This is a genomic window from Williamsia sp. D3 (genome assembly GCF_000506245.1).
Lineage (GTDB): Bacteria > Actinomycetota > Actinomycetes > Mycobacteriales > Mycobacteriaceae > Williamsia > Williamsia muralis.
In genome coordinates, this window is sequence record NZ_AYTE01000031.1 from 220,681 (window position 1) to 242,297 (window position 21,617).

Annotated in this window: 18 protein-coding genes and 1 pseudogene; 7 read left to right on the forward strand and 12 right to left on the reverse strand. The window is 65.1% G+C overall.

Annotated features, from left to right (window positions below; translation table 11 throughout):
- Positions 1–65: 65 nt before the first annotated feature.
- On the reverse strand, positions 66–1,103 hold the full coding sequence (argC, locus tag W823_RS49150; RefSeq protein ID WP_031332871.1) for an N-acetyl-gamma-glutamyl-phosphate reductase: 1,038 nt from the start codon (positions 1,101–1,103) through the stop codon (positions 66–68).
- A gap of 119 nt (positions 1,104–1,222) precedes the next feature.
- Here argC and W823_RS49155 point away from each other — a divergent pair, with 119 nt between their 5' ends.
- From W823_RS49155 to W823_RS49165, 3 genes are read left to right on the forward strand one after another with little or no spacing between them, the layout of a single operon-like run.
- On the forward strand, positions 1,223–1,963 hold the full coding sequence (locus W823_RS49155; RefSeq protein ID WP_023960672.1) for an ABC transporter ATP-binding protein: 741 nt from the start codon (positions 1,223–1,225) through the stop codon (positions 1,961–1,963).
- On the forward strand, positions 1,960–2,715 hold the full coding sequence (locus tag W823_RS49160; protein ID WP_023960674.1) for an ABC transporter permease: 756 nt from the start codon (positions 1,960–1,962) through the stop codon (positions 2,713–2,715). Before W823_RS49155 ends, W823_RS49160 begins: the two co-directional genes overlap by 4 nt.
- Positions 2,716–2,761: 46 nt before the next feature.
- A complete protein-coding gene (locus W823_RS49165; RefSeq protein WP_023960676.1) occupies positions 2,762–3,361 on the forward strand; it encodes a TetR family transcriptional regulator in 600 nt (199 codons plus the stop codon).
- A 16-nt stretch (positions 3,362–3,377) separates the two neighbouring features.
- Here the strand turns inward: W823_RS49165 and pheT are convergent, their stop codons facing one another.
- From pheT to infC, 6 genes and pseudogenes are all read right to left on the reverse strand, one after another.
- Complete coding sequence (pheT, locus tag W823_RS49170) at positions 3,378–5,855, reverse strand: phenylalanine--tRNA ligase subunit beta (protein ID WP_023960678.1); 2,478 nt, start codon at positions 5,853–5,855, stop codon at positions 3,378–3,380.
- A gap of 30 nt (positions 5,856–5,885) precedes the next feature.
- On the reverse strand, positions 5,886–6,935 hold the full coding sequence (gene pheS / locus W823_RS49175) for a phenylalanine--tRNA ligase subunit alpha (RefSeq protein WP_023960680.1): 1,050 nt from the start codon (positions 6,933–6,935) through the stop codon (positions 5,886–5,888).
- Between the two features lie 42 nt (positions 6,936–6,977).
- Positions 6,978–7,817: an RNA methyltransferase gene (locus W823_RS49180; protein WP_023960682.1), complete on the reverse strand. Its 840-nt coding sequence runs from the start codon at positions 7,815–7,817 to the stop codon at positions 6,978–6,980.
- 37 nt (positions 7,818–7,854) lie between these two features.
- Positions 7,855–8,214 (reverse strand): annotated as a pseudogene (rplT, locus tag W823_RS57425) (50S ribosomal protein L20); the annotation flags it as partial.
- Positions 8,215–8,278: 64 nt separating this feature from the next.
- Positions 8,279–8,473 carry a 50S ribosomal protein L35 gene (gene rpmI, locus W823_RS49190; RefSeq protein ID WP_023960686.1) on the reverse strand — a complete coding sequence of 65 codons (195 nt, stop codon included), beginning with the start codon at positions 8,471–8,473 and terminating at the stop codon, positions 8,279–8,281.
- A 36-nt stretch (positions 8,474–8,509) separates the two neighbouring features.
- Complete coding sequence (infC, locus tag W823_RS49195; protein WP_051406619.1) at positions 8,510–9,142, reverse strand: translation initiation factor IF-3; 633 nt, start codon at positions 9,140–9,142, stop codon at positions 8,510–8,512.
- A gap of 364 nt (positions 9,143–9,506) precedes the next feature.
- Between infC and W823_RS49200 the strand changes: the two genes are divergently transcribed.
- On the forward strand, positions 9,507–9,857 hold the full coding sequence (locus W823_RS49200) for a DUF1844 domain-containing protein (protein ID WP_023960690.1): 351 nt from the start codon (positions 9,507–9,509) through the stop codon (positions 9,855–9,857).
- Between the two features lie 73 nt (positions 9,858–9,930).
- Here W823_RS49200 and ilvD read toward each other — a convergent pair whose 3' ends face one another.
- The 3 genes from ilvD to W823_RS49215 all read right to left on the reverse strand — a co-directional run bounded on the left by ilvD (position 9,931) and on the right by W823_RS49215 (position 16,161).
- Positions 9,931–11,619 (reverse strand): dihydroxy-acid dehydratase, encoded by a 1,689-nt coding sequence (gene ilvD / locus W823_RS49205; protein ID WP_023960692.1) that lies wholly within the window; start codon positions 11,617–11,619, stop codon positions 9,931–9,933.
- Positions 11,620–11,664: 45 nt separating this feature from the next.
- Positions 11,665–14,622 (reverse strand): excinuclease ABC subunit UvrA, encoded by a 2,958-nt coding sequence (gene uvrA, locus W823_RS49210; RefSeq protein WP_023960694.1) that lies wholly within the window; start codon positions 14,620–14,622, stop codon positions 11,665–11,667.
- Positions 14,623–14,793: 171 nt separating this feature from the next.
- Positions 14,794–16,161, reverse strand: a complete 1,368-nt coding sequence (locus tag W823_RS49215) for an MFS transporter (RefSeq protein ID WP_081729853.1) — start codon at positions 16,159–16,161, stop codon at positions 14,794–14,796.
- Between the two features lie 28 nt (positions 16,162–16,189).
- Here W823_RS49215 and W823_RS49220 point away from each other — a divergent pair, with 28 nt between their 5' ends.
- Complete coding sequence (locus W823_RS49220; RefSeq protein WP_023960698.1) at positions 16,190–17,167, forward strand: GlxA family transcriptional regulator; 978 nt, start codon at positions 16,190–16,192, stop codon at positions 17,165–17,167.
- 19 nt (positions 17,168–17,186) lie between these two features.
- Positions 17,187–17,861 (forward strand): MBL fold metallo-hydrolase, encoded by a 675-nt coding sequence (locus W823_RS49225; RefSeq protein WP_023960700.1) that lies wholly within the window; start codon positions 17,187–17,189, stop codon positions 17,859–17,861.
- On the opposite strand, the gene W823_RS49230 is transcribed toward W823_RS49225, so the two are convergent.
- Complete coding sequence (locus W823_RS49230) at positions 17,862–18,395, reverse strand: hypothetical protein (protein ID WP_152538126.1); 534 nt, start codon at positions 18,393–18,395, stop codon at positions 17,862–17,864.
- Between the two features lie 192 nt (positions 18,396–18,587).
- Here W823_RS49230 and W823_RS58985 point away from each other — a divergent pair, with 192 nt between their 5' ends.
- The gene (locus W823_RS58985) at positions 18,588–19,799 is read left to right on the forward strand and encodes a DoxX family protein (protein ID WP_023960703.1); all 1,212 of its coding nucleotides are present in this window, start codon (positions 18,588–18,590) and stop codon (positions 19,797–19,799) included.
- Between the two features lie 58 nt (positions 19,800–19,857).
- Here the strand turns inward: W823_RS58985 and W823_RS49240 are convergent, their stop codons facing one another.
- Positions 19,858–21,540: a phosphoenolpyruvate--protein phosphotransferase gene (locus W823_RS49240; RefSeq protein ID WP_031332875.1), complete on the reverse strand. Its 1,683-nt coding sequence runs from the start codon at positions 21,538–21,540 to the stop codon at positions 19,858–19,860.
- Positions 21,541–21,617: the final 77 nt, after the last annotated feature.

A 21,617-nucleotide genomic window follows, 5' to 3' on the forward strand; every position in this document is an offset into this window, starting at 1 on the left:
TCGCCAATTCTCTGGCGCGGCAACCGAATCGGGCTCGATGCCGTTGACAGTCGTATCACCGTTGCTCATGGCGCCACACCCACAGTGCTCAGACCCTCTGTTTCGTCCCAGCCCAGAGCCAGGTTCATGGATTGGACCGCGCCGCCGCCGGTGCCTTTGGTGAGATTGTCGATCGCAGCGACGGCGACCAGCGTGCCCGCACGCTCGTCGACGGCGACGCTGAGTTGTACCGCGTTCGACCCCATCACCGACCCGGTGGCCGGCAGCCGGCCTTCGGGCAACAGCGCAACAAAAGGCTCATCCGCATATGCCTTCTCGTACACGGCGCGGGCCTCGGCGGTGGTTGCGGTCGAGGGAGCTGTGCACGTCGCGAGGATGCCCCGGGTCATCGGCACCAGTATTGGGGTGAAGGAGACGCTGACCGGTGAGTTCCCCACGGCCGACAGGTTCTGGATGATTTCAGGTGTATGCCTGTGTGACCCGCCTACCCCGTAGGCACGAGCGGAACCGATCACCTCCGAACCCAGCAGATCGACCCGTGGCGAACGGCCCGCGCCCGAGGCGCCGGTCACCGCGACGATTGTCAGTTGCGGGCCGACGATTCCCGCCGCGACGGCGGGTAACAGCGCAAGTGTGCTCACCGTCGGATAGCAACCCGGCACTGCGATTCGCGAGGCACCGGACAAGATCTCGCGGTTCCCGGGAAGCTCGGGCAGGCCGTAGGGCCAGCTGCCGGCATGATTTCCGCCGTAGTACTTGTCCCACTCCGCCGAGTCCTGCAAGCGAAAGTCGGCACCGCAGTCGATCACCAGGGTGCTGGGCGGCAACGCGTCGGCGACCGGCCCCGACGTTCCGTGCGGGAGCGCCAGGAACACCACGTCGTGCCCGGTCAGCGCTTCGGTGGTGGTCTCGCCGAGTTCGCGGTCCGCCAGCGGCAAAAGGTGGGGATGATGGGCACCCAATAGCGACCCCGCATTCGAACCAGCGGTGAGTGAACCGATTCGCATCTCTCCCGAGGTGTACTTGGGATGGCCGAGCAACAGGCGAAGAATTTCCCCGCCTGCGTACCCGCTGGCTCCGGCGACAGCCACTGACACAGTCATGTGATTCATTATGCACGTTGCCGCAAGTTAATTCACCTGCCCCACCATTGACGGCTGCGTTCATACGGTTTACTTTTTCATCAGGCAATGAATTCAACACGAGATGAATTGAGACCGCCATGGCACAGCCAGACTCCACCACCTACCCGCAACCCGCCGTCCGAATCGACAACCTGGTCGTGAGGCGCGGTAGCGCTCGTGCACTGAACGGCGTCACGCTGTCGGTACCCCGCGGATCGATCACCGGTCTGCTCGGACCATCGGGGTGCGGCAAGACCACGCTCATGCGTTCAGTGGTGGGCACTCAACGCATCACGTCCGGCTCCATCAGCGTGCTGGACCGTCCGGCCGGGGCAAAAGAACTCCGCGGACGCGTCGGCTACGTGACGCAGGCTCCGTCGGTCTACACGGATCTCACCGTCGAAGAGAACGTCCGTTACTTCGCCGACCTCTATCGTCGTCGCGACCTGATCAACGACTCGATTCACGCCGTCGGTCTCGACGATTTCCGTGGTCGCCGAACTTCCCAGTTGTCAGGAGGTCAGCGCAGCCGTGTGTCGATCGCCTGCGCCCTCGTCGGTAGTCCCGAGATCTTGATCCTCGACGAACCGACCGTGGGGCTCGACCCGGTTCTGCGGGCGGAGTTGTGGGTGCGTTTCCGTGCCCTGGCCGACACCGGGACCACCCTGCTCGTGTCCAGTCACGTGATGGACGAGGCCGACCACTGCGACGCCCTCGTGCTGATGCGTGAAGGCGGAGTCATCGCTGAACTCACACCGGACGAACTACGCGCGCGGACACATCAGACCAACCTCGAACAAGCCTTCCTCGCCCTGATCACCGAACGGACCGCATCATGAATGCCACCATCGCCCTCTCGACCACCGGCCGAGTTCTGCGGCAACTCAAGGCCGACCCACGAACGATCGCCATGATCCTGCTCATCCCGGTGATCCTGATGACGTTGCTGTACTTCATGTTCGAGAACCAGGTCGGTCCTCCCGGCGGACCCGAGCCGTTCGATCGGATCGCGCTCGTTCTGCTCGGAGTGCTCCCATTCGCCATCATGTTCTTGATCACCTCGATCGCGATGTTGCGCGAGAGATCGTCCGGCACGTTGGAACGACTGCTCACCACCCCCATGAGCAAGGCGGACCTGCTGGTCGGCTACGGCGCCGCGTTCTCCACGGCCGCGATGGCCCAAGCAGCACTTGCGTGTGTCGTGTCTTTCTGGATTCTCGGACTGCAGACGGCCGGAAGCATCGGTTGGGTTCTGGTGATCGCGATCCTGGACGCCATCCTCGGCGTCGGTCTCGGATTGTTGTGCAGCGCTTTTGCCCAGACCGAATTCCAGGCCGTCCAGTTCTTGCCGGTGGTGGTCATCCCCCAGTTGTTCCTGTGTGGACTCTTCGTACCGCGAGCCGATCTGCCGCGGTGGCTCGAGATGATCAGCAATGTGATGCCGCTGAGCTACGCCGTGGAAGCGCTCGATCAAGTGGGAAAATACGCCGAACCGACCGGCACGATGTGGCGGGACCTGCTGGTTGTACTGCTGTGCACCATCGCGGCACTGGCGTTGGCCGCCGCCTCGCTGCGGCGACGGACCGAGTGATGGACCGGCTCGTCCGGCGCCACCGGCACCTTGAGATGATGCCGGGGTGAGCGCACCGAGACGATCAGGACGGCGCCCAGGTGAACCTGACACCAAGGGACAGATCTTGACGTCGGCCCGCACACTCTTCGCTCGTGACGGACTCGACCGCACATCCATTCGCGCGGTCGCCGCGGACGCGGGGGTGGATCCGGCACTTGTGCACCACTATTTCGGCACCAAACACATGCTGTTCCTGGCCGCGATCGAGTTTCCCATCGACCCGCTCGAGGTGGTGGGACCGCTGCGAGAGGTCCCTATCGATGAGCTGGGCGCAACCCTCGTGCGCACCGTTCTGGAGGTGTGGGATGGCGAGTTCCAGGAATCGGGAATTGCCGTACTACGCACAGTGATCGGTGGGCCCGACCCGACCCTGATCCGCACAATGTTGCTCGAGGTGGTACTCGCAGAGATCACCGAACGAGCCGACAACCCCGTCGGCACCGGTCGGTTGCGGGCAAACCTCATCGCCGCCGCCATGCTCGGCACGGTCTTGACCCGTTACCTGCTGCGCTTCGAGCCGTTGACCTCACTGCCCGTCGAAGACGTGGTGGCCAACTTGGGCCCCACAATCCAAAATTATCTCACTGGTCCAGTCGCCACATAGGACGGCACGGACCCAGTCAGCTCCGCATCTGTGCACCGACAGTCGCCGTCGCCTGTGCGAGCGCGGCGTCGCGGGCTGCAGTGGCCTCGTCTTCGGTGAGAGTGCGGTCGGATGCCCGGAAGCGCAGGGAAAAGGTCAACGATTTGCGGCCGTCCCCCACCTGCTCACCGGTGAACACATCGAACAGTGCGATGCTCTCGAGCAGTTCACCGGCTCCGGCGGCCAGCGCGGCCTGCACATCGGCGGCCGCGACATCGGCGTCGACGACCACTGCGAGGTCTTGCAACACGGGAGGGTACGGCGAGATACGCGGCGACACCAAACGCTCGCTGAGCGGTACGGCGTCGATGTTGATCTCGAGCGCCAGGGACCGTGCCGGAAGGTGCATCTTCTCGAGCACCGCCGGATGTAGTTCACCCGCCCAGCCGACCACGGAGTCATCGACCAGAACCTCGGCGCAGCGGCCCGGATGCCAGGGCACCTCGGAGCCCGAGCGCAGCGTCAGCTCGACACCGGCAGCCTGGCCGATGATGCGTACGGCATCGAAAACGTCGGTGGGATCGGCCTGACGTCCCTTGCCCCACGGCCCTGCCGGCTCTCGCAGACCCGTCAGAACGGCGGCGACATGCAGCGGCTGCGCGGGCAACGAACCGATCAGCTCGGCGACCTCGTCATCGCTGGGTCGACGATCAACCGGCAACGCCGGCACCGGGTGCACGCCGGCACCGGCGAGCACCACCTGCCCGATTGCGAACATCGACAGATCACGTTGTCCCCGAGCAAGGTTGCGCCCCACCATCTCCAACAGTCCGGGCAGCAGGGTGGAGTTCAACTCCGGACGGTCCGCTTCCAGCGGGTTGAGCACCTTGACGGTGTTGCGGCGCGGATCGTCGGCCGGGAGGTTCCACACGTCGAACACGTCGGCAGGCATGAACGGGTAAGGCAGCACCTCGACATAGCCCGACAACGCAAGGCTGCGTCCGATGCTGCGTCGACGGCGCTGGGCCGGGGTCAGGCCAGTGCCTCCAGGAGCCGTCGGAACGGCAACCGGGATGTTCTCGTAGCCCTCGAGGCGCAGCACCTCTTCCACAAGATCGGCGCTCTGGCGTAGGTCGGGACGCCAACTCGGCGGGACCACTGTGAGGTTGTCACCGGACGCGGCGACCTCACAGCCGACTTGCTCGAGGCGCCGCACCGCGGTGCCATCGGGATAGGCGATACCCGCGGTGGCCGAAGGCGCCGTCAACGCCATCGTGACCGGAGTCTGCGGAGCCACATCGCCGACATCTGTGTAGACGGGATCGATTGTGCCACCGCAGATCTCGGTGAGCAGCTGGGCAGCCCTGAGCAACGCGACATCGGTGATACGAGGGTCGACCACCCGCTCGAATCGCTTGCTCGCCTCACTGGTGAGGCGATGCCGTTTTGCCGTCCGGAAGACCGCAACCGGATCGAAGGTAGCGGCTTCGAGCAGCACGTCGCTGCTTTCGAGGTTGATCTCGGTGGACGCCCCGCCCATCACACCCGCCAACGCGATGGGTCCCGACTCGTCGGTGATCACAACGTCTTCGGGGTCGAGAACGCGGACGGCATCGTCGAGCGTGGTCAGCTTTTCCCCGGCGAGTGCGCGGCGCACCACGATCTCGCCCGACAGTTTCGCAGCGTCGAAAGCGTGTAGCGGTTGGCCCAGTTCGAGCATCACGTAGTTGGTGATGTCGACAGCGGCCGAGATCGGACGCACACCGGCCAACATCAGCCGTTTGACGAGCCACCACGGCGACGGAGCTGTCGGGTCGATGCCACGGACGACAGCTGCGCTGTACCGCGTGGCCCCCGACGCCGGGTCGATACGCACGGGCCAGCCGGAATCGCCTGCGCTCGTGGACAGGTCGGGTGTATCCGCGGGATCGGTGAACTCCAGATCGAAGCTGCAGGCGAGCTCCCGGGACAACCCCCGGACCGAGAACGCGTAGCCACGGTCGGGAGTCACATTGACGTCGATGACGGTGTCGTCCAGACCCAGGACCACGCGGGCGTCAGACCCCGGGGCGGCGATGTTCGGGGGCAACACCAGGATCCCGCTGTGATCGTTGCCGATGCCCATCTCCGACACCGAGCAGATCATCCCGTCGGATACCCTGCCGTAGGTCTTGCGTGCCGCGATGGCGAAGTCGCCTGGCAAGACGCTGCCCGGCAGAGCCGCGACGATCAGGTCGCCCTCGGCGAAATTCTGTGCACCACAGACGATTCCGCGATCAGCGGCTTCACCGACGTCGACCTGGCAGTACCGGATCGGCTTCTTGAACTCGGTGAGCTGCTCGATGTGGTTGACCCGGCCGACCACCAGCGGACCGGTGATTACGGGCAACGAGCGGATCTCTTCGATCTCGAAGCCGACCCGCACGAAGCCTTCATCGATCTGGGCAGACGATGCGCTCCATCCGGGTGCGCCACGTTGCAGGACTTCGGTCAGCCACGACTGCGCTACTTGCACTGGAACTCAGCTCTTTCGTTCGGAAGGAAATCAGGCGCCGGGGCCGAAGGGCACCGTGAATCGGATGTCGCCCTCGACCATGTCGCGCATGTTGGGCAGGTCGTTGCGGAACTGCAGCGTGCGTTCGAGACCCATGCCGAAAGCGAATCCCGAATAGACGTCTGGGTCGATTCCGCTGGCGCGCAACACATTGGGATTGACCATGCCACAGCCGCCCCACTCTACCCAGCCTGCTCCGCCTTTCTTACCGGTGAACCAGACGTCCACCTCGGCCGACGGTTCGGTGAACGGGAAGTAGCTGGGCCGCATCCGGGTCACGGTCTCGGGTCCGAACAGCGCCTTCGCGAAAAGGTCGAGCGTGCCGCGTAGATGCGCCATGGTCAGCCCCTTGTCCACGGCCAGACCCTCGACCTGGTGGAACACCGGGGTATGGGTGCTGTCGAGTTCGTCGGTGCGGAATGTGCGGCCCGGGCAGGCGACGTAGATCGGGAGGTCACGCGACAGCATCGCGCGGACCTGGACGGGTGAGGTGTGTGTGCGCAGCACCTGCCGTGAATCGGGTGGAGCGATGTAGAACGTGTCCTGCATCGAACGCGCCGGGTGGTCGGGCAGGAAGTTCAGGGCATCGAAGTTGAAGTGCTCGGTCTCGACCTCGGGTCCTTCGGCGATCTCCCAGCCCATCCCGACGAACACGTCGGCGACCTGATCGGCGATCACCGTGATCGGGTGCCGCGCTCCCGACGGACGACGCGCACTGGGCAACGTGACATCGATGGTCTCGGCGACCAGGACGGCCGCGTCGCGTTCGGCGGTCAAGACCGCCAATCGCTCCTCGTAGGCGCGCTGGACCTGGCCACGGGCGATGTTGACTCGCTTCCCCGCTTCGGCCTTCTGCTCTTTGGGCAGCGCGCCGAGCTCACGGCGGGCCAGAGCGATCGCCGACTTGTCCCCCATGTGTTCGGTCTTCGCGACCGCGAGCGCGGGCAGGTCGACCGCGTCGGAGAACGCTGCCACAGCGGCGTCCACTGCGGTCGCGAGTGACTTGTCCGCCTCGCTGATTGGGATCGACTCGTCGGCCACGGCTGCGGTAACTCCTGCTCGTCAGATGTTGGAGAGAAAGGTTCAGGGGGTCGGGCTGGACCCCGTACGAGGGTAGTCGACACCCGAATGCGCATCGGCGCTGGCATACAGGCAGATCGCGGCCGCAGCAGCCAAGTTGAGGCTCTCGGCCCGGCCCCTGATGGGGATCGAGATGCGATGGTCGGCGCGTCCGAGGACGTCTTCGGACAGACCGTGCGCCTCATTGCCGAAGAGCCACGCAGTGGGACCCGACAACACGTGGCCGGCCTCGGGCAGACTCAGCTCGGCATTCCCGGATGTTGCGCAGATCGCGACCCCGGCGGCACGCAGTTCTGCCAGGACCACATCGATGTCGCGCTCACGAGCGATGGGGATATGGAAAACACTTCCGGCGGTGGAACGCACACACTTCCCGTTGTGGGGGTCCACACTGTCGCCTGCCAGCACCACGGCATCGGCGCCCATTGCATCTGCAGTTCGGATGAGCGTGCCGGCATTGCCGGGGTCGGTCATCTCGACGGGCACCGCAAGCAGGCGAGGCGAGGTCGCCAGTACGTCGGCGAAGGGTACGTCGACCAGGTCGGCAATCACGAACAGACCAGTGCTGGTGACCGTGTCGGCGAGCTTGGACGCGGCGCCCTCTGTGATCGCGCAGACCTCGATGCCCGAGCGCTGAGCGTCGTCGATCAGGTCAGCGTTCCGGAGGTGCGCGTCGTCCGTCGCGAGCAGGACTCGGGCGCGACGACTCTGCAGTGCAGCCGCCACCGAGTTGGCGCCCTCGGCCAAAAATGCGGCTGCTTTGCGTCGGCCGGCGGAACGGTGCAGTTTGGCGTACGAAACAATCCGCGCCGAACGTTCGGTGAGAACGTCCGGCGCGGACATGTTGTTGGCGGGCTCGATCAGGCGGCCGGCGCGTTGCGTCCGACGGCAGCGCCTTCTTGGCGACAGCAACCAGACCGGTGAAGGCGTCGGGATCGCTGACGGCGATCTCGGCGAGGATCTTCCGGTCGACCTCGACACCAGCAATCTTCAGACCCTGGATGAAGCGGTTGTAGGTGATGTCGTTGGCCCGGGCTGCGGCGTTGATGCGCGAGATCCAGAGCTTGCGGAACTCGCCCTTGCGCGCCCGGCGGTCCCGGTACGCGTAGGTGAGCGAATGTAGCTGCTGCTCTTTGGCCTTGCGGTAGAGCCGCGAACGCTGTCCGCGGTAGCCCTTGGAAGCCTCCAGGGTTGTACGACGCTTCTTCTGGGCGTTTACCGCCCTTTTTACGCGTGCCATCGTTGATTTACCTCTTAGTAGTGCGGCTGCCGGGAACCGGCCAGCGGGTGGTCTGTGGGGAGCGTCAGATCTTCAGCAGGCGCTTGATGCGGGGAGCATCGTTCTCGGAGACGACGACGGTGCCGTCGAGACGACGCGTGCGCTTGGTGGGCTTGTGCTCCATCAAGTGGCGACGGTTTGCGCGCTGGCGGACGATCTTGCCACTGCCGGTCACCTTGAATCGCTTCGCGGTTCCCTTGTGGGTCTTTGTCTTGGGCATGGTTATGCCTTTCTTCTCGGTCAGCCTGGGAGGCGGTCAGCCTTCAGGAGTCGTGGCCGGAGCCGGTCCTGAATCTGCCGCAGGCTTACTGGGTGCACTCTGCGCTGGTTGCGCTTTCGGTGCCTGAGCTTGAGCTTGAGCTTGTGCTTTGGTCTTGGCGCCCTTGTGCGGGGCCAGAACCATCGTCATGTTGCGGCCATCCTGCTTGGCGGAGGTCTCGACGAACCCGTACTCGCCGACGTCGTTGCCCAAGCGCTGCAGCAATCGGTAACCGAGCTCGGGTCGCGACTGCTCGCGTCCGCGGAACATGATCGTCACCTTGACCTTGGACCCGGCTTCGAGGAAGCGGATGACGTGACCTTTTTTGGTCTCGTAATCGTGGTCGTCGATCTTGGGGCGGAGCTTCTGCTCCTTGATGACGGTCATCTGCTGGTTGCGACGCGATTCGCGCTGCTTCTGTGCCGCCTCGTATTTGAACTTGCCGTAGTCCATGATCTTGCAGACCGGCGGGCGCGCGTTCGGGGCCACCTCGACCAGATCAAGATCGGCCTCGATAGCCAAGCGCAGGGCATCTTCCACGCGGACGATGCCGACCTGCTCCGAGTTCGGTCCGACCAAACGGACCTCGGGAACTCGGATGCGCTCATTGATACGAGTCTCAGTGCTGATGGGGCCTCCTCATTTGTGTCCGCGTACGTAGGTGGTTCCTCGTGGCAGACGTTTTCTGTCGGGTTGGACCGCGGGAGCAACTGGTGAAGACAGATCCTCAGCGAAAAGGCCCCGGCTCGATGAATGTTCATCGACGGGGCCCACACCGACCGGTTCATGTCACCTATCGCATCCCAGCGATCACAGCCTCCAACTCAGAGGCCACCGGAAATATTCCGCTGACACGGATACCTCCGGCGACAAAACCGGACCGTTCAACTGTGCGGGCTTCTTGCGAAGACACCGACGTCGAGCGGTGGGAGTGTGAACTCCACTTGCAACCCCGGCGTACGCCAGGGCGGTCGTAGGTGGAAGTCTAACAGCCATGACGGAAAACGTGAATTCCGAGCCCGAGGTACGCGACCTGGCCGAGGTTCCGGCCATCGAGGTGATCACGCGTGCTGCGGTGATGTTGATGAGTGCGGCGGCGGAAAAGCTGGGGTTGTCCGAGAGCGACCCGTCGACCAGTCCGCACTTCGACCTCGACGAGGCGCGGAAACTGATCGGTGCACTGGCCGGACTCGTACAGTCGTCGGTTGCCGATCTCGGTATCCATGCCGCTCCCCTGCGCGACGGGCTCAAGAGTCTGCAGCTCGCCTTCCGCGAGGCCAGCGCGCATCCCGATGAACCGGGGAAAGGCCCGGGCGAGAAGCAGACCGGACCCGTCACCGACTAGCCCGAAGTGTGCCCCGGTGGTCGGGGCGACCTGGTGTTCACCGCCATGAGGGCACACTTTCGGGTTCGGCGGGTCAGTGGGTGACGGCTCCGACGGACGCCGAACGGACCAGCTTGGCGTACTTGGAGAGCACACCCCGCTGGTACTTGTGGTCGAGAGGCTGCCAGTCCTGTTTGCGTGACTCCAGCTCGTCGTCGTCGACGAGGAGATCCAATGTCCGCGCAGCGATGTCCACGCGAATGCGGTCGCCGTCGCGGATGAAGGCCACCGGGCCCCCGTCTGATGCCTCGGGCGCGAGGTGCCCGATGCACAGGCCGGTGGTTCCGCCGGAGAATCGACCGTCGGTCAGCAGCAGTACGTCCTTACCGAGGCCGGCCCCCTTGATGGCGCCGGTGATCGCGAGCATCTCGCGCATGCCCGGTCCGCCCTTAGGACCTTCGTATCGGATGACCACCACGTCACCGGCTTTGATGACGCCGTCGGCGAGGGCGGCCAGCGCACCCTGCTCGCGCTCGAACACTCGCGCCGGACCCTCGAAGGTGTCGGCGTCGAATCCCGCGGACTTCACCACCGCGCCCTCGGGGGCGAGTGAGCCGTGAAGCACCGTGATCCCGCCGGTCTTGTGGATGGGGTTGCTCAGCGTGCGGATGACGTCGCCGTCGAGTGGCGCGATGTCCATCGCAGCGAGGTTCTCCGACAACGTCTTTCCGGTGACGGTCAGTGCATCCCCGTTGAGGAGGCCGGCGTCGAGCAGAGCCTTCATGACCACCGGGATACCGCCGTGACGGTCGAAGTCGTTCATCACGAACCGGCCGAAGGGTTTGAGGTCGCCCAGGTGGGGGGTGCGGTCGCCGATGCGGTTGAAGTCGTCGAGATCGAGATCAACATCCGCTTCACTGGCAATGGCCAGCAGGTGCAGGACTGCATTGGTGGAACCGCCGAGGGCCATGGTGACCGTGATGGCGTTCTCCAGCGCGGGCTTGGTGATGATGTCGCGGGCGGTGATGCCGAGACGGATCAGGTTGACCACGGCCTCGCCGGAGCGGTGCGCGAAGGCATCACGCCTGCGGTCCGCTGCGGGCGGTGACGCCGATCCCGGGAGGCTCATACCCATCGCCTCGGCGATCGACGCCATCGTGTTCGCCGTGTACATACCTCCGCAGGCACCCTCACCGGGACAGATGGCGCGCTCGATGCGGCCGAGATCGTCCTCGGACATCTTCCCGGCCCGACATGCCCCGACGGCCTCGAAAGCGTCGATCAGTGTGACGTCACGTTCGCTGCCGTCGCTGAGCTTGACCCAGCCAGGCGCGATGGTGCCGGCATAGAGGAACACCGAGGCGAGGTCGAGGCGCGCCGCGGCCATCATCATCCCGGGCAGAGATTTGTCACACCCGGCGAGCAGGACCGACCCGTCGAGCCGTTCGGCCTGCATCACGGTTTCCACCGAATCGGCGATCACCTCACGCGACACCAACGAGAAGTGCATGCCCTCGTGTCCCATGGAGATCCCGTCCGACACCGAGATGGTGCCGAACTGCAGTGGATAACCACCGCCGGCGTGCACGCCCTCCTTGGCCGCCTGCGCGAGCCGATCGAGCGAGAGGTTGCACGGTGTGATCTCGTTCCACGAGCTCCCGATGCCGATCTGGGCCTTACCCCAGTCCTCGTCGCCCATTCCGACCGCCCGCAACATCCCGCGGCTGGGTGCCGCCGAGATCCCGTCGGTGACGGTGCGACTGCGCGGCTTCATGTCAACCATGGTGCTGACTCCTACTCGGTGGATGGGACAGCCGGTCGGCCGCGATCAACTCGCTGCGACCTCTTGCTTACGACCAGTCTGCTTCGCCGCAGCTTTGCGTGCGGGCGTTTTGCGCTTGGGCTTGGCCGGGACAGATGCGACCGTCTGCGGTTTGAGCATCTCCGCGAGGAACTTTCCGGTGTGGCTCTCCGGCACCGCTGCGACATCTTCGGGCGTACCTTCCGCCACGACCGTGCCGCCACCGGAACCACCTTCCGGTCCCATGTCGATGACCCAGTCCGCGGTCTTGATGACGTCGAGATTGTGCTCGATGACGATCACGGAGTTGCCCTTGTCGACGAGCCCGTTGATCACCTTGAGCAGCTTGCGGATGTCCTCGAAGTGCAGGCCGGTGGTCGGCTCGTCCAGCACGTATGCCGTGCGTCCGGTCGACCGCTTCTGGAGCTCTGCGGCCAGCTTCACACGCTGCGCCTCGCCACCGGACAGTGTCGGGGCCGGCTGTCCGAGTCGGACGTAGCCCAAGCCGACGTCGTTCAGGGTCTTGAGGTATCGGTGGATCGAGGTGATGGCCTCGAAGAAATCGACGGCCTCCTCGATCGGCATGTCCAAGACCTCGGAGATGGTCTTGCCCTTGTAGTGGACTTCCAGCGTTTCGCGGTTGTACCGCGCACCGTGGCACACCTCGCAGGGGACGTACACGTCGGGCAGGAAGTTCATCTCGATCTTGATGGTGCCCTCGCCGGTACACGCCTCACAGCGACCGCCCTTGACGTTGAACGAGAATCGTCCCGGTTGGTAGCCACGGACCTTCGCCTCGGTGGTCGCGGCGAAGAGCGTACGGATCTTGTCGAACACACCGGTGTAGGTGGCCGGGTTCGACCGCGGGGTCCGACCGATCGGCGACTGGTCGACGCGCACCAGCTTGTCGAGATTGTCCATGCCGTTGATCCGCGTGTGCCTACCCGGTACCTGGCGAGCACCGTTGAGCTTGTTGGCCATCACCGTGGCCAGGATGTCGTTGACGAGCGTGGACTTGCCCGAACCCGAGACGCCGGTGACCGCGGTGAGCACACCGAGCGGGAACACCACGTCGATGTTGTCCAAGTTGTGCTCACGTGCGCCGACAACGGTCAGCTGTCGCTTGCGGTCGATCGGACGCCGGATCTCGGGGACCTCGAGGAACTCTCGACCGGACAGATATGCACCGGTCAGGGACTCGGTGTTGGTCAGCAGATCCTTGTAGCTGCCGCTGTGCACCACACGCCCACCATGCTCGCCGGCATACGGTCCGATGTCGACGATCCAGTCGGCCGAGCGGATGGTGTCCTCGTCGTGCTCGACGACGATGAGGGTGTTGCCCAGGTTGCGCAGCCGGGTGAGGGTGTCGATGAGACGACGGTTGTCGCGCTGGTGGAGACCGATCGATGGTTCATCGAGCACGTACAGCACGCCGGCCAGACCGGAGCCGATCTGGGTGGCCAGGCGGATGCGTTGCGCCTCGCCGCCGGAGAGCGATCCGGCAGCCCGTGACAACGACAGGTACTCGAGACCGACGTCGAGCAGGAACGTGATGCGGGATTGCACCTCTTTGAGCACACGTCCGGCGATGGCCTGCTCGCGCGAGCCCAGCTTGAGGTCGGACAGGTAGTCGGCGCACTCGGCGACCGACAACGCACACACGTCCGCGATCGACTTCTCACCGAAGCGCTGGTGGTCGAGGGTGACGGCGAGGATCTCGGGGCGCAGGCGGGCGCCACCGCACTCGGGACAGGGGATGTCACGCATGTATCCCTCGTACCGGTCCTTCATCTGCTCGGACTCGGTCTGTTCCATGCGCCGGTGCAGGAACGACATCACACCTTCGAACTCGGTGTAGTACGAGCGCGTACGTCCGTAGCGGTTGCGGAAACGGACGTGAACCTGGTGGTCGCTGCCGTTCAGGATCGCCTTACGCGCCTTGAGCGGGAGCTTCTTCCACGGCGTCTTGGTGTCGAACCCCATCTCGTCGCCGAGGCCTGAGAGCAACCGGAGGAAATAGTCCGCGTTGTGGCCGCCCGACCACGGCGCGATCGCACCGTCGGCAAGCGACAGGTCCGGGTCGGGCACGACGAGTTCCTCGTCCACCTCTTTGCGGATGCCGAGCCCGTCGCACTCCGGGCACGCACCGTACGGCGAGTTGAACGAAAAGGACCGCGGCTCGAGGTCGTCGATGGCGATCGGGTGGCCGTTGGGGCAGGCCATCCGCTCGGAGAAGCGCCGTTCCCGGTGGGGGTCGTTCTCCTCCAGGTCGACGAAGTCGAGCACGACCACACCGTCGGCCAGGCCCAATGCGGTCTCGACCGAGTCGGTGAGTCGCTGTTTGGCCGAGGACTTGACGGACAACCGGTCCACCACGACCTCGATGTCGTGCTTTTCCTGCTTCTTGAGCTTTGGCGGATCGGTGAGCGAGTACACCACGCCATCGATCCGGGCACGCGAAAAGCCTTGTGTCTGAAGGGTTCCGAACAGGTCGACGAATTCACCCTTGCGGGTGCGGACCACCGGCGCCAACACCTGGAAACGGATGCCCTGTTCCATCTCGAGCACCTGGTCGACGATTTGCTGAGGGGTCTGCTTCTCGATGGCCGAACCGCACTCGGGGCAGTGGGCCTTGCCCGCACGTGCGTAGAGCAGACGGAGGTAGTCGTAGACCTCGGTGATGGTGCCGACGGTGGAACGCGGGTTCCGGTTGGTGGACTTCTGGTCGATCGAGACCGCGGGTGACAGTCCCTCGATGAAGTCGACGTCGGGCTTGTCCATCTGACCGAGGAACTGACGCGCGTATGCCGACAACGACTCGACGTAGCGGCGCTGTCCTTCGGCGAAGATCGTGTCGAACGCCAGGCTCGATTTTCCCGAGCCGGACAGCCCCGTGAAGACGATCAAGCTGTCACGCGGGAGGTCGACGTCGATGCCGCGCAGGTTGTGTTCGCGGGCTCCGCGCACGATGAGGCGATCAGCCACAGTGGTCCTTTTCGGTGTCGAATCGGGGGTACCGACCGCATGCGGGTCGGAAGGTCGGTGTCAGCCAGGGGCGTACCCGGCAATGCTAGAGGCACCCACTGACAAGATACCGGCCTCAGCAAATCGCACCCCGGCCGAGCCGACTCTCAACCACCCATTTCGCCCCGCTGATCAGCGCTTATCGTGCGCGAGCCGGTCCGATGGCACCGACGGTTGGGTGATGGCAACCGCGGGCTTCCGAATGCCCAGGGACAGCAGCGCAGCGACGACGCAGAGGCCGGCCGCGACGTAAAACGCCATGTCGTAGCTGCCGTGCTGGTCGCGCAGATGGCCCGCGCCGAACGCCGCCACCGCAGCCCCCAGTTGATGCGCGGCGAACACCCAGCCGAACACCACCGGTGTGCGGTCCGCGAAGTGGGTTCGGCACAACGCGATGGTGGGCGGGACCGTCGCTACCCAGTCCAGACCGTAGAAGATGATGAACACCCATGTGCTCGGTTCGGCATGCGGAGACAGCAGCGCGGGCAGGGCGAGCAGTGACACTCCCCTTCCCACGTAATAAACGGCAAGCAGGATCCGAGCGTCCACACGGTCGGTGAGCCAGCCGGAGAAGATCGTGCCTGCGACGTCGAACACCCCGATGGTGGCGAGTAGACCTGCAGCGACCGTTGTCGGCATTCCATGGTCGTGCGCAGCCGGGATGAAGTGGGTGCCGATCAGTCCGTTTGTCGTCGCCCCACAGATCGCGAAACTCGCCGCGAGCAACCAGAACACCCGTGTACGCGCACCGATCACCAGCCCTTCCAGAGCCATGCGAAAACTGCCCGAGCGCGCGACGGGCGGTTGCGACGGCTGCTGCTCGATCGGCGCACCGTATGCGCTGATCCCCTTGTCGCTCGGATGGTTTCGCATGAAGACCACGATCAGCGGAACCACCGCCAAGGCAGCTGCCGCGACGATCAGGGCCGCCAACCGCCACCCGTGTCGAGTGGTGACCAGGGCCACCAGCGGGAGGAAGATCAGCTGCCCCGTGGCGCTCGCAGCCGTCAGGACCCCGGTCACCAATCCGCGGCGTTCGACGAACCAGCGGGTGGCGACCGTGGCCACGAACCCCATCGAGATCGACCCGGTGCCGATACCCACCAGAACGCCCCAGAGCAGCAGCAGCTGCCACCCGGCGGTCATGAAGACGCTGAGAGCCGTGCCCAGTGCGATCAGGGTGAGTGCGCCGGCGAGGATCGGACGCACTCCGAAACGGTCCATCAGTGCCGCCGAGAAAGGCGCGGTCAGACCGAACAATGTCATGTTGATCGACATCGCCAGACCCACCGTGCCGTGGGACCAGCCGAACTCCTGGTGCAACGGGTCCATCATCACGCTGGGAACCGACCGGAAACCGGCCGCTGCGAGAAGCGTCACGAAGCTGACGGCGGCCACTGTCCACGCCCAGTGCAGACGGGGGCCGGAGCGGACGCGCGGGGTCTCGGCGATGGTCACCGGACAACTCTCGCTGTCGCCGATCGGCGCCGCCATTGGCATAGATGACAACATCTGTAAAAATGCTGCCATGGCTTCTCGCATCCCGACCCCTCATCGAATCGCTGTCCTGATGCTCGAGCCGGTGATCGGGTTCGATGCGACGATTCCGCCGATGGTGTTCGGGCAGGCCGCCGACGATGCGGGAAATCCGCTGTACGACGTCGAGTTGATCGGCCTGTCGACCGAGCCCGTGCGGACCCTGTCCGGGTTCGCGATGGTGCCCACCCGTGGTCCTGAAGCTCTCGACTCGGCGGACACGGTCGTGATCCCCGGGACCAGGCTGCACGAGGTCCGATTCAACGGCACCTGCCCCGCCGATCTGCGTCAAGCGCTGGAGCGCGTACGGACGGGCACCCGAATCGTGTCGATCTGTACCGGCGCCTTCGCGCTCGCGGCAGCAGGGTTTCTCGACGGCCGACCGGCGACCACCCATTGGGACAAGGCCGACGACCTGCGCCGGCTCTACCCGGCGGTGCACCTCGACGAGGACGTTCTGTTCGTCGACGACGGGGACGTTCTCACCTCGGCGGGCCTGGCGGCAGGAATCGACCTCTGTCTGCACATGATTCGCCGCGACCATGGTGCGCGGGTCGCGAACCGGGTGGCCAAGTACTGCGTGGTGCCACCATGGCGCGATGGCGGCCAGGCCCAATACATCGACGCTGCAGTACCCGACGTCGGCGACGCTTCTACATCGGCGGTGCGGGAGTGGGCTCGCCACAACCTGACCGAGCCACTCACCGTTGCCCAGCTCGCCCGTCAGTCCAACATGAGTGTGCGTACCTTCAACCGGCGGTTCCGCGAAGAAACCGGTGACACGCCTGCGGTCTGGGTCCGTAAACAGCGTGTGCACCACGCCCGCGAACTACTCGAGTCCCGCGACCTTCCGGTCGACGAGGTGGCCAGACTGTCGGGTCTGGCCAACGGGGCCAATCTCCGTCACCACCTCCGCAACCATCTGGGGACGTCCCCGACCCGTTATCGCCGGACCTTCCAGGGCCAGTGACCAAGTAAGGTCTTGAGCCATGAGTGCAGCGGCCCCGATTTCCGACACATACACCGGCGACTTCAGTGAATCCGAAGTCCCTCAACGCAAATCGACGCCTCGGGCGACCATCGTCAAATTGTCGGTCGGTCCGATGGACAACAACGTCTACGTCATCACCTGCAAGCAAACCAGCAAGGCGCTGCTGATCGATGCTGCGAATGACGCGGACACGCTCGTCGAGCTGATCAGGAATCACGGCAACATCGAGCTGATCTTCACCACCCATTGGCACCCGGACCATTGGATCGCACTCGAAGAGGTGGTCAAGGCGACCGGTCTTCCCACCGCCGCAGGCCGAATCGACGCCGAGCCGATTCAGGTGAAGACAGACCGGTTGATCGACGAAGGCGACGTCATCGAGGTGGGCGAACTCCGCCTGGAGGCCATCCACCTGAAGGGTCACACCGACGGCTCCATCGCGCTGGTCCTCGAAGACGACATCACCCATCTGTTCACCGGCGATTCGCTCTTTCCGGGTGGTGTCGGAAAGACGCACCGCGACGGCGACTTCGAGATCCTGCTGAACGACGTGACGACCAAACTCTTCGACCGCTTCGACGACAGCTCTGTGGTCTACCCCGGGCACGGCCTCGACACCACCCTCGGAGCTGAGCGCCCTCATCTCGACGAGTGGCGCGAGCGCGGCTGGTGATCAGCTGAGCAGGGAGTCCCACCGGGCCTCTGTCATCGCCTCGTCGGGCACCCGGTCCGCGACGAGCCGGGCGAGCACACGCGCTTCCTCGACGGTGAGATAGCTAGGATTGGACATCATCGGCGCCCGCAGCTGCTCGCACCGGTCCAGCCCCGGGGTGGCCTGCATCAACCCACGCGGCACATGGTTGTCCGCACCGAGCCGTACGCCCATGTAGTGGACCTTTCGGGGTGCGGGGACGCCGATCGAGTTCGAGCCGGTCGAGTCCACAGGGTCATCACAGTTCTCGAACACCCAGCCCACTTCATAGACTCCGGGGTTCTTCGGACCGGTCACCCACAGGGCTATGAGGTCGCCGGGCGAGACCATCCGGCTCCTGCGGGACCGCGGACTCAGGCACCAGCTGTCTGCATGAACGTTTGGGACAGGTCCCTGGGCCTCATCATCTGCAGCGATGGCCGCGAAGTAGTCGGTCCCGGTCACCGGGTTGCACTTCACCACCCAGCAGCCGACATCCCCATGTTCGATGGGCACCACTCACCTCCGTTCGGTCGGCAGATGTCTACCCAATGCGAGGGACCATCACACGGGCCCTGGTTGATCTATAGGGTCAACAGAGTCCATCCGTTAAGCAGGTTCTGTCGGACCACCTGGCGAGAGGAAGGTTTCACGCATGACTTTCCCGGGGACAGGTCCATGTAACAAGTGTCTTGAGGAGGCCCTTCTATGCTCATCCGCCGCATTGCCCGTCCCATGCTCGCGACCGCGTTCATCGCAACTGGGATCGACGCGATCCGACGCCCGGAACAGCTAGCCGAAACCGCGCAGCCGTTCGTCGACAAAGCAAAAACCCAGCTCCCACCGCAGGCCGCCGACCTGATCCCGGCTGACGCGCAGGTGGTTGTCCGTATCAACGGCGCCATCCACATCATCGGTGGCCTGGCACTGGCGACCGGCAAATTCCCGCGGCTCGCCTCGCTGACCCTTGCCGGCGTCGTCATCCCCACCACGCTGGCCGGAAACGACTTCTGGAACGAGACCGACCCGCACGAGCGGGCCGAGCAGCAAGCGCATTTCATCAAGAACGTGGGACTGCTCGGCGGGCTGCTGATCGCAACCGTCGACACCGAAGGCAAGCCGTCGCTGGCATGGCGCGGACGCAAGGCCGCGGCGATCGCCAGTGACAAGGTCAGCGGAGTACTGCCAACCGCTGCTGCGAGCGCTTCGACCGCAGGCGTCCTGGCCGATCGTGCGTCGCACATCGCCGAGGTGGTCGGCGAGCGAACCGGCGATCTGGCCGAGGTGGCCTCCGACCGCGGTGGCAAGTTCGCCGAAGTCGCGTCGGAGCGGGCCGCCGAACTGGCACAGAAGGCGTCGCAACGGGCGGCCGTCCTGGCCGATGTCGCAGGCGAACGCGGCAGCGAGATCGTCGACGTCGCGTCCAAGCGTGGCGCAGTTCTCGCCGGAGTCGCCTCCGAGCGGGCCGGAGAGCTCGCGGCCAAGGCCACCACACAGAGCGCGAAGCTCGCCGAGGTCGCCACCGAGCGCACAGCGTCGCTCAGCAAGGCCGCTGCGAAGAAGCAGGCCAAGCTGAGCAAGCAGGCCGGCAAGAAGCAGGCGAAATTGGGTAAGACCGCCGCCAAGCAGCAGGCCAAGCTGGCCAAGCAGCAGACCAAGTTCGCCAAGCAGGCCCTCACCAACGGAGCCAAGGCAAAGAGCGCCGCTGCCGATCGTCGCGCCGAGCTCGCCGCGTCTGCATCACAGACGTTGACTGCCACCAATGGGTACGCAGAGAAGACGCTCGCGACCGCTCGTGACCGGGCACCCGAGCTTGCCGAATCGGCCCGCGTCTACGCCGCGCAGCTCGCCGAGCGTGCAGCCGACGAAGGCGTCAAGCTGTCAGCCCAGGCACGCAAGCAGGCAAAGAAAGCGCAGTAAGTTCGACAGTTCGACCGCTTGATTCCTGAGTACGCGGGCAGCAGCCCATAAAACGCAGTCAGTCCAGAAGACTGCGAGCTGCTGCCCGCGCACTCATCGGATCTGCCGTCTGCGAGACCGCATCTGCTGCTCGACGGCACTGATCCAGGGTCACCGTCGCCAGCTTGGCACCGACGCCCGCAACTGCCGACGCTGCCGCCGACAGCGATGTGATCCCGAAACCGACCAGCACGCAGGCGAGCAGCGGATCGGCCGCCGCTTCCCCACACACCCCCACCGGTTTGTTCACGGCGGCGCCGGCGACTGCCGTGCGCGCCAACAGTGCCAGGACAGCGGGCTGCCAGGGATCGGTGAGCTCGGCGAGATCGGCCGACATCCGGTCAGCTGCCATCGTGTACTGCGCGAGATCGTTGGTTCCCACCGACAGGAAGTCGACGTGGTCGAGGATCCGTTCGGCGAGCAACGCCGCTGCCGGGACCTCGATCATCACCCCGGGGACAAGCCCGCGTTCGCGGACCTTCGCGGCGAACGACTGAGCTTCAGCAGCCGTCGAGATCATGGGCGCCATCACCCACGGGCGTGAAACCCCTTCGGCCGCAGCAGCGATCGCGTCCAGTTGCCGATCGAGAATGCCACTGTCACGGGCTGCGATCCGGATGCCACGCACTCCCAGAGCCGGATTGGCCTCATGGGGGTGTTCGGCGAATCGCAATGGCTTGTCCGACCCGGCATCGAGTGTGCGAACGACGACCTTTGCGTCCGGGAAGGCATCGAGCACTTCGCGGTAGATGGCGGATTGCTCGGCGACCGTGGGTTCGGTCTCTCGATCGAGGAAGCACAGTTCGGTCCGGAACAACCCGATCCCACCTGCTGAGGTCTCCGCGGCCACCCGCGCCCCGGCGCCGTCTTGTACGTTCGCGAGGACGTCCACTCGATGACCGTCGGCTGTCGCCCCGGGCCCGGTCCACGCGGCAGTGCGCTCGGCAATCAACCGGTACTGCGCCACTGCTTCGGATGCCGCGGCCGCATCGGGTGTCACGGTGATCTCGCCTTCGGCGCCGTCGAGCAGGACCGAACTCCCTGCTGCGACCTCGTCGAGGCCGGTGACCGCCACGACGCAAGGGATGCCCAGCTGGCGCGCGATGATCGCGGTATGGCTGGTCGGGCCACCGAGCGAGGTCGCCAGCCCGATGACCATTGCCGGGTCGAGGCCCGCCGTATCTGCGGGCGCCAGGTCCTCCGCGAAAAGGATCGACGGAACGTCCGGTTCCGGAACCCCCGGCTCGGGAGCCCCGATCAGCTCGGCGAGCACGCGGTCACGGACATCGCGGAGATCGGTCACGCGCTCGGCCATCAGGCCGCCGAGTTTGGTGAACATGGCCACGAACTGTTCGGTGGCCGCGGCTGTCGCTGCAGTGGCGGAAGTGCCGGCCGCGATGAGCTTCTCGGCTGCACCCAGCCAGCCCCGGTCCGTTGCCATGGCCGCATTGGCGGCGAGCACTTCGGACGCCGCTCCGCTCGACACCGCGGCCCGTGCCTGCAGTCGCGACGCAACAGCCTTGGTGCCCTCGCGGAACGCCTGCAGCTCGCGGTCGCGGTCCGCCGGGTCGATCACGGTGTCGTCGAGCGGCGGCGCGACACGTGGACCCGGAACGATCACCGGACCCGCCACCACGCCTGGCACCACCGGCGTTCCGTGCAACACCCTTCGCGGGCTTTCGATCAGCGTTGACTTCGTCATCCGTCCTCCTCTGACAAGTCTGCGGGCTTTCGTGTCTACGTCACCAACCCGACTCGATGTGATTCAGATTACTCAGA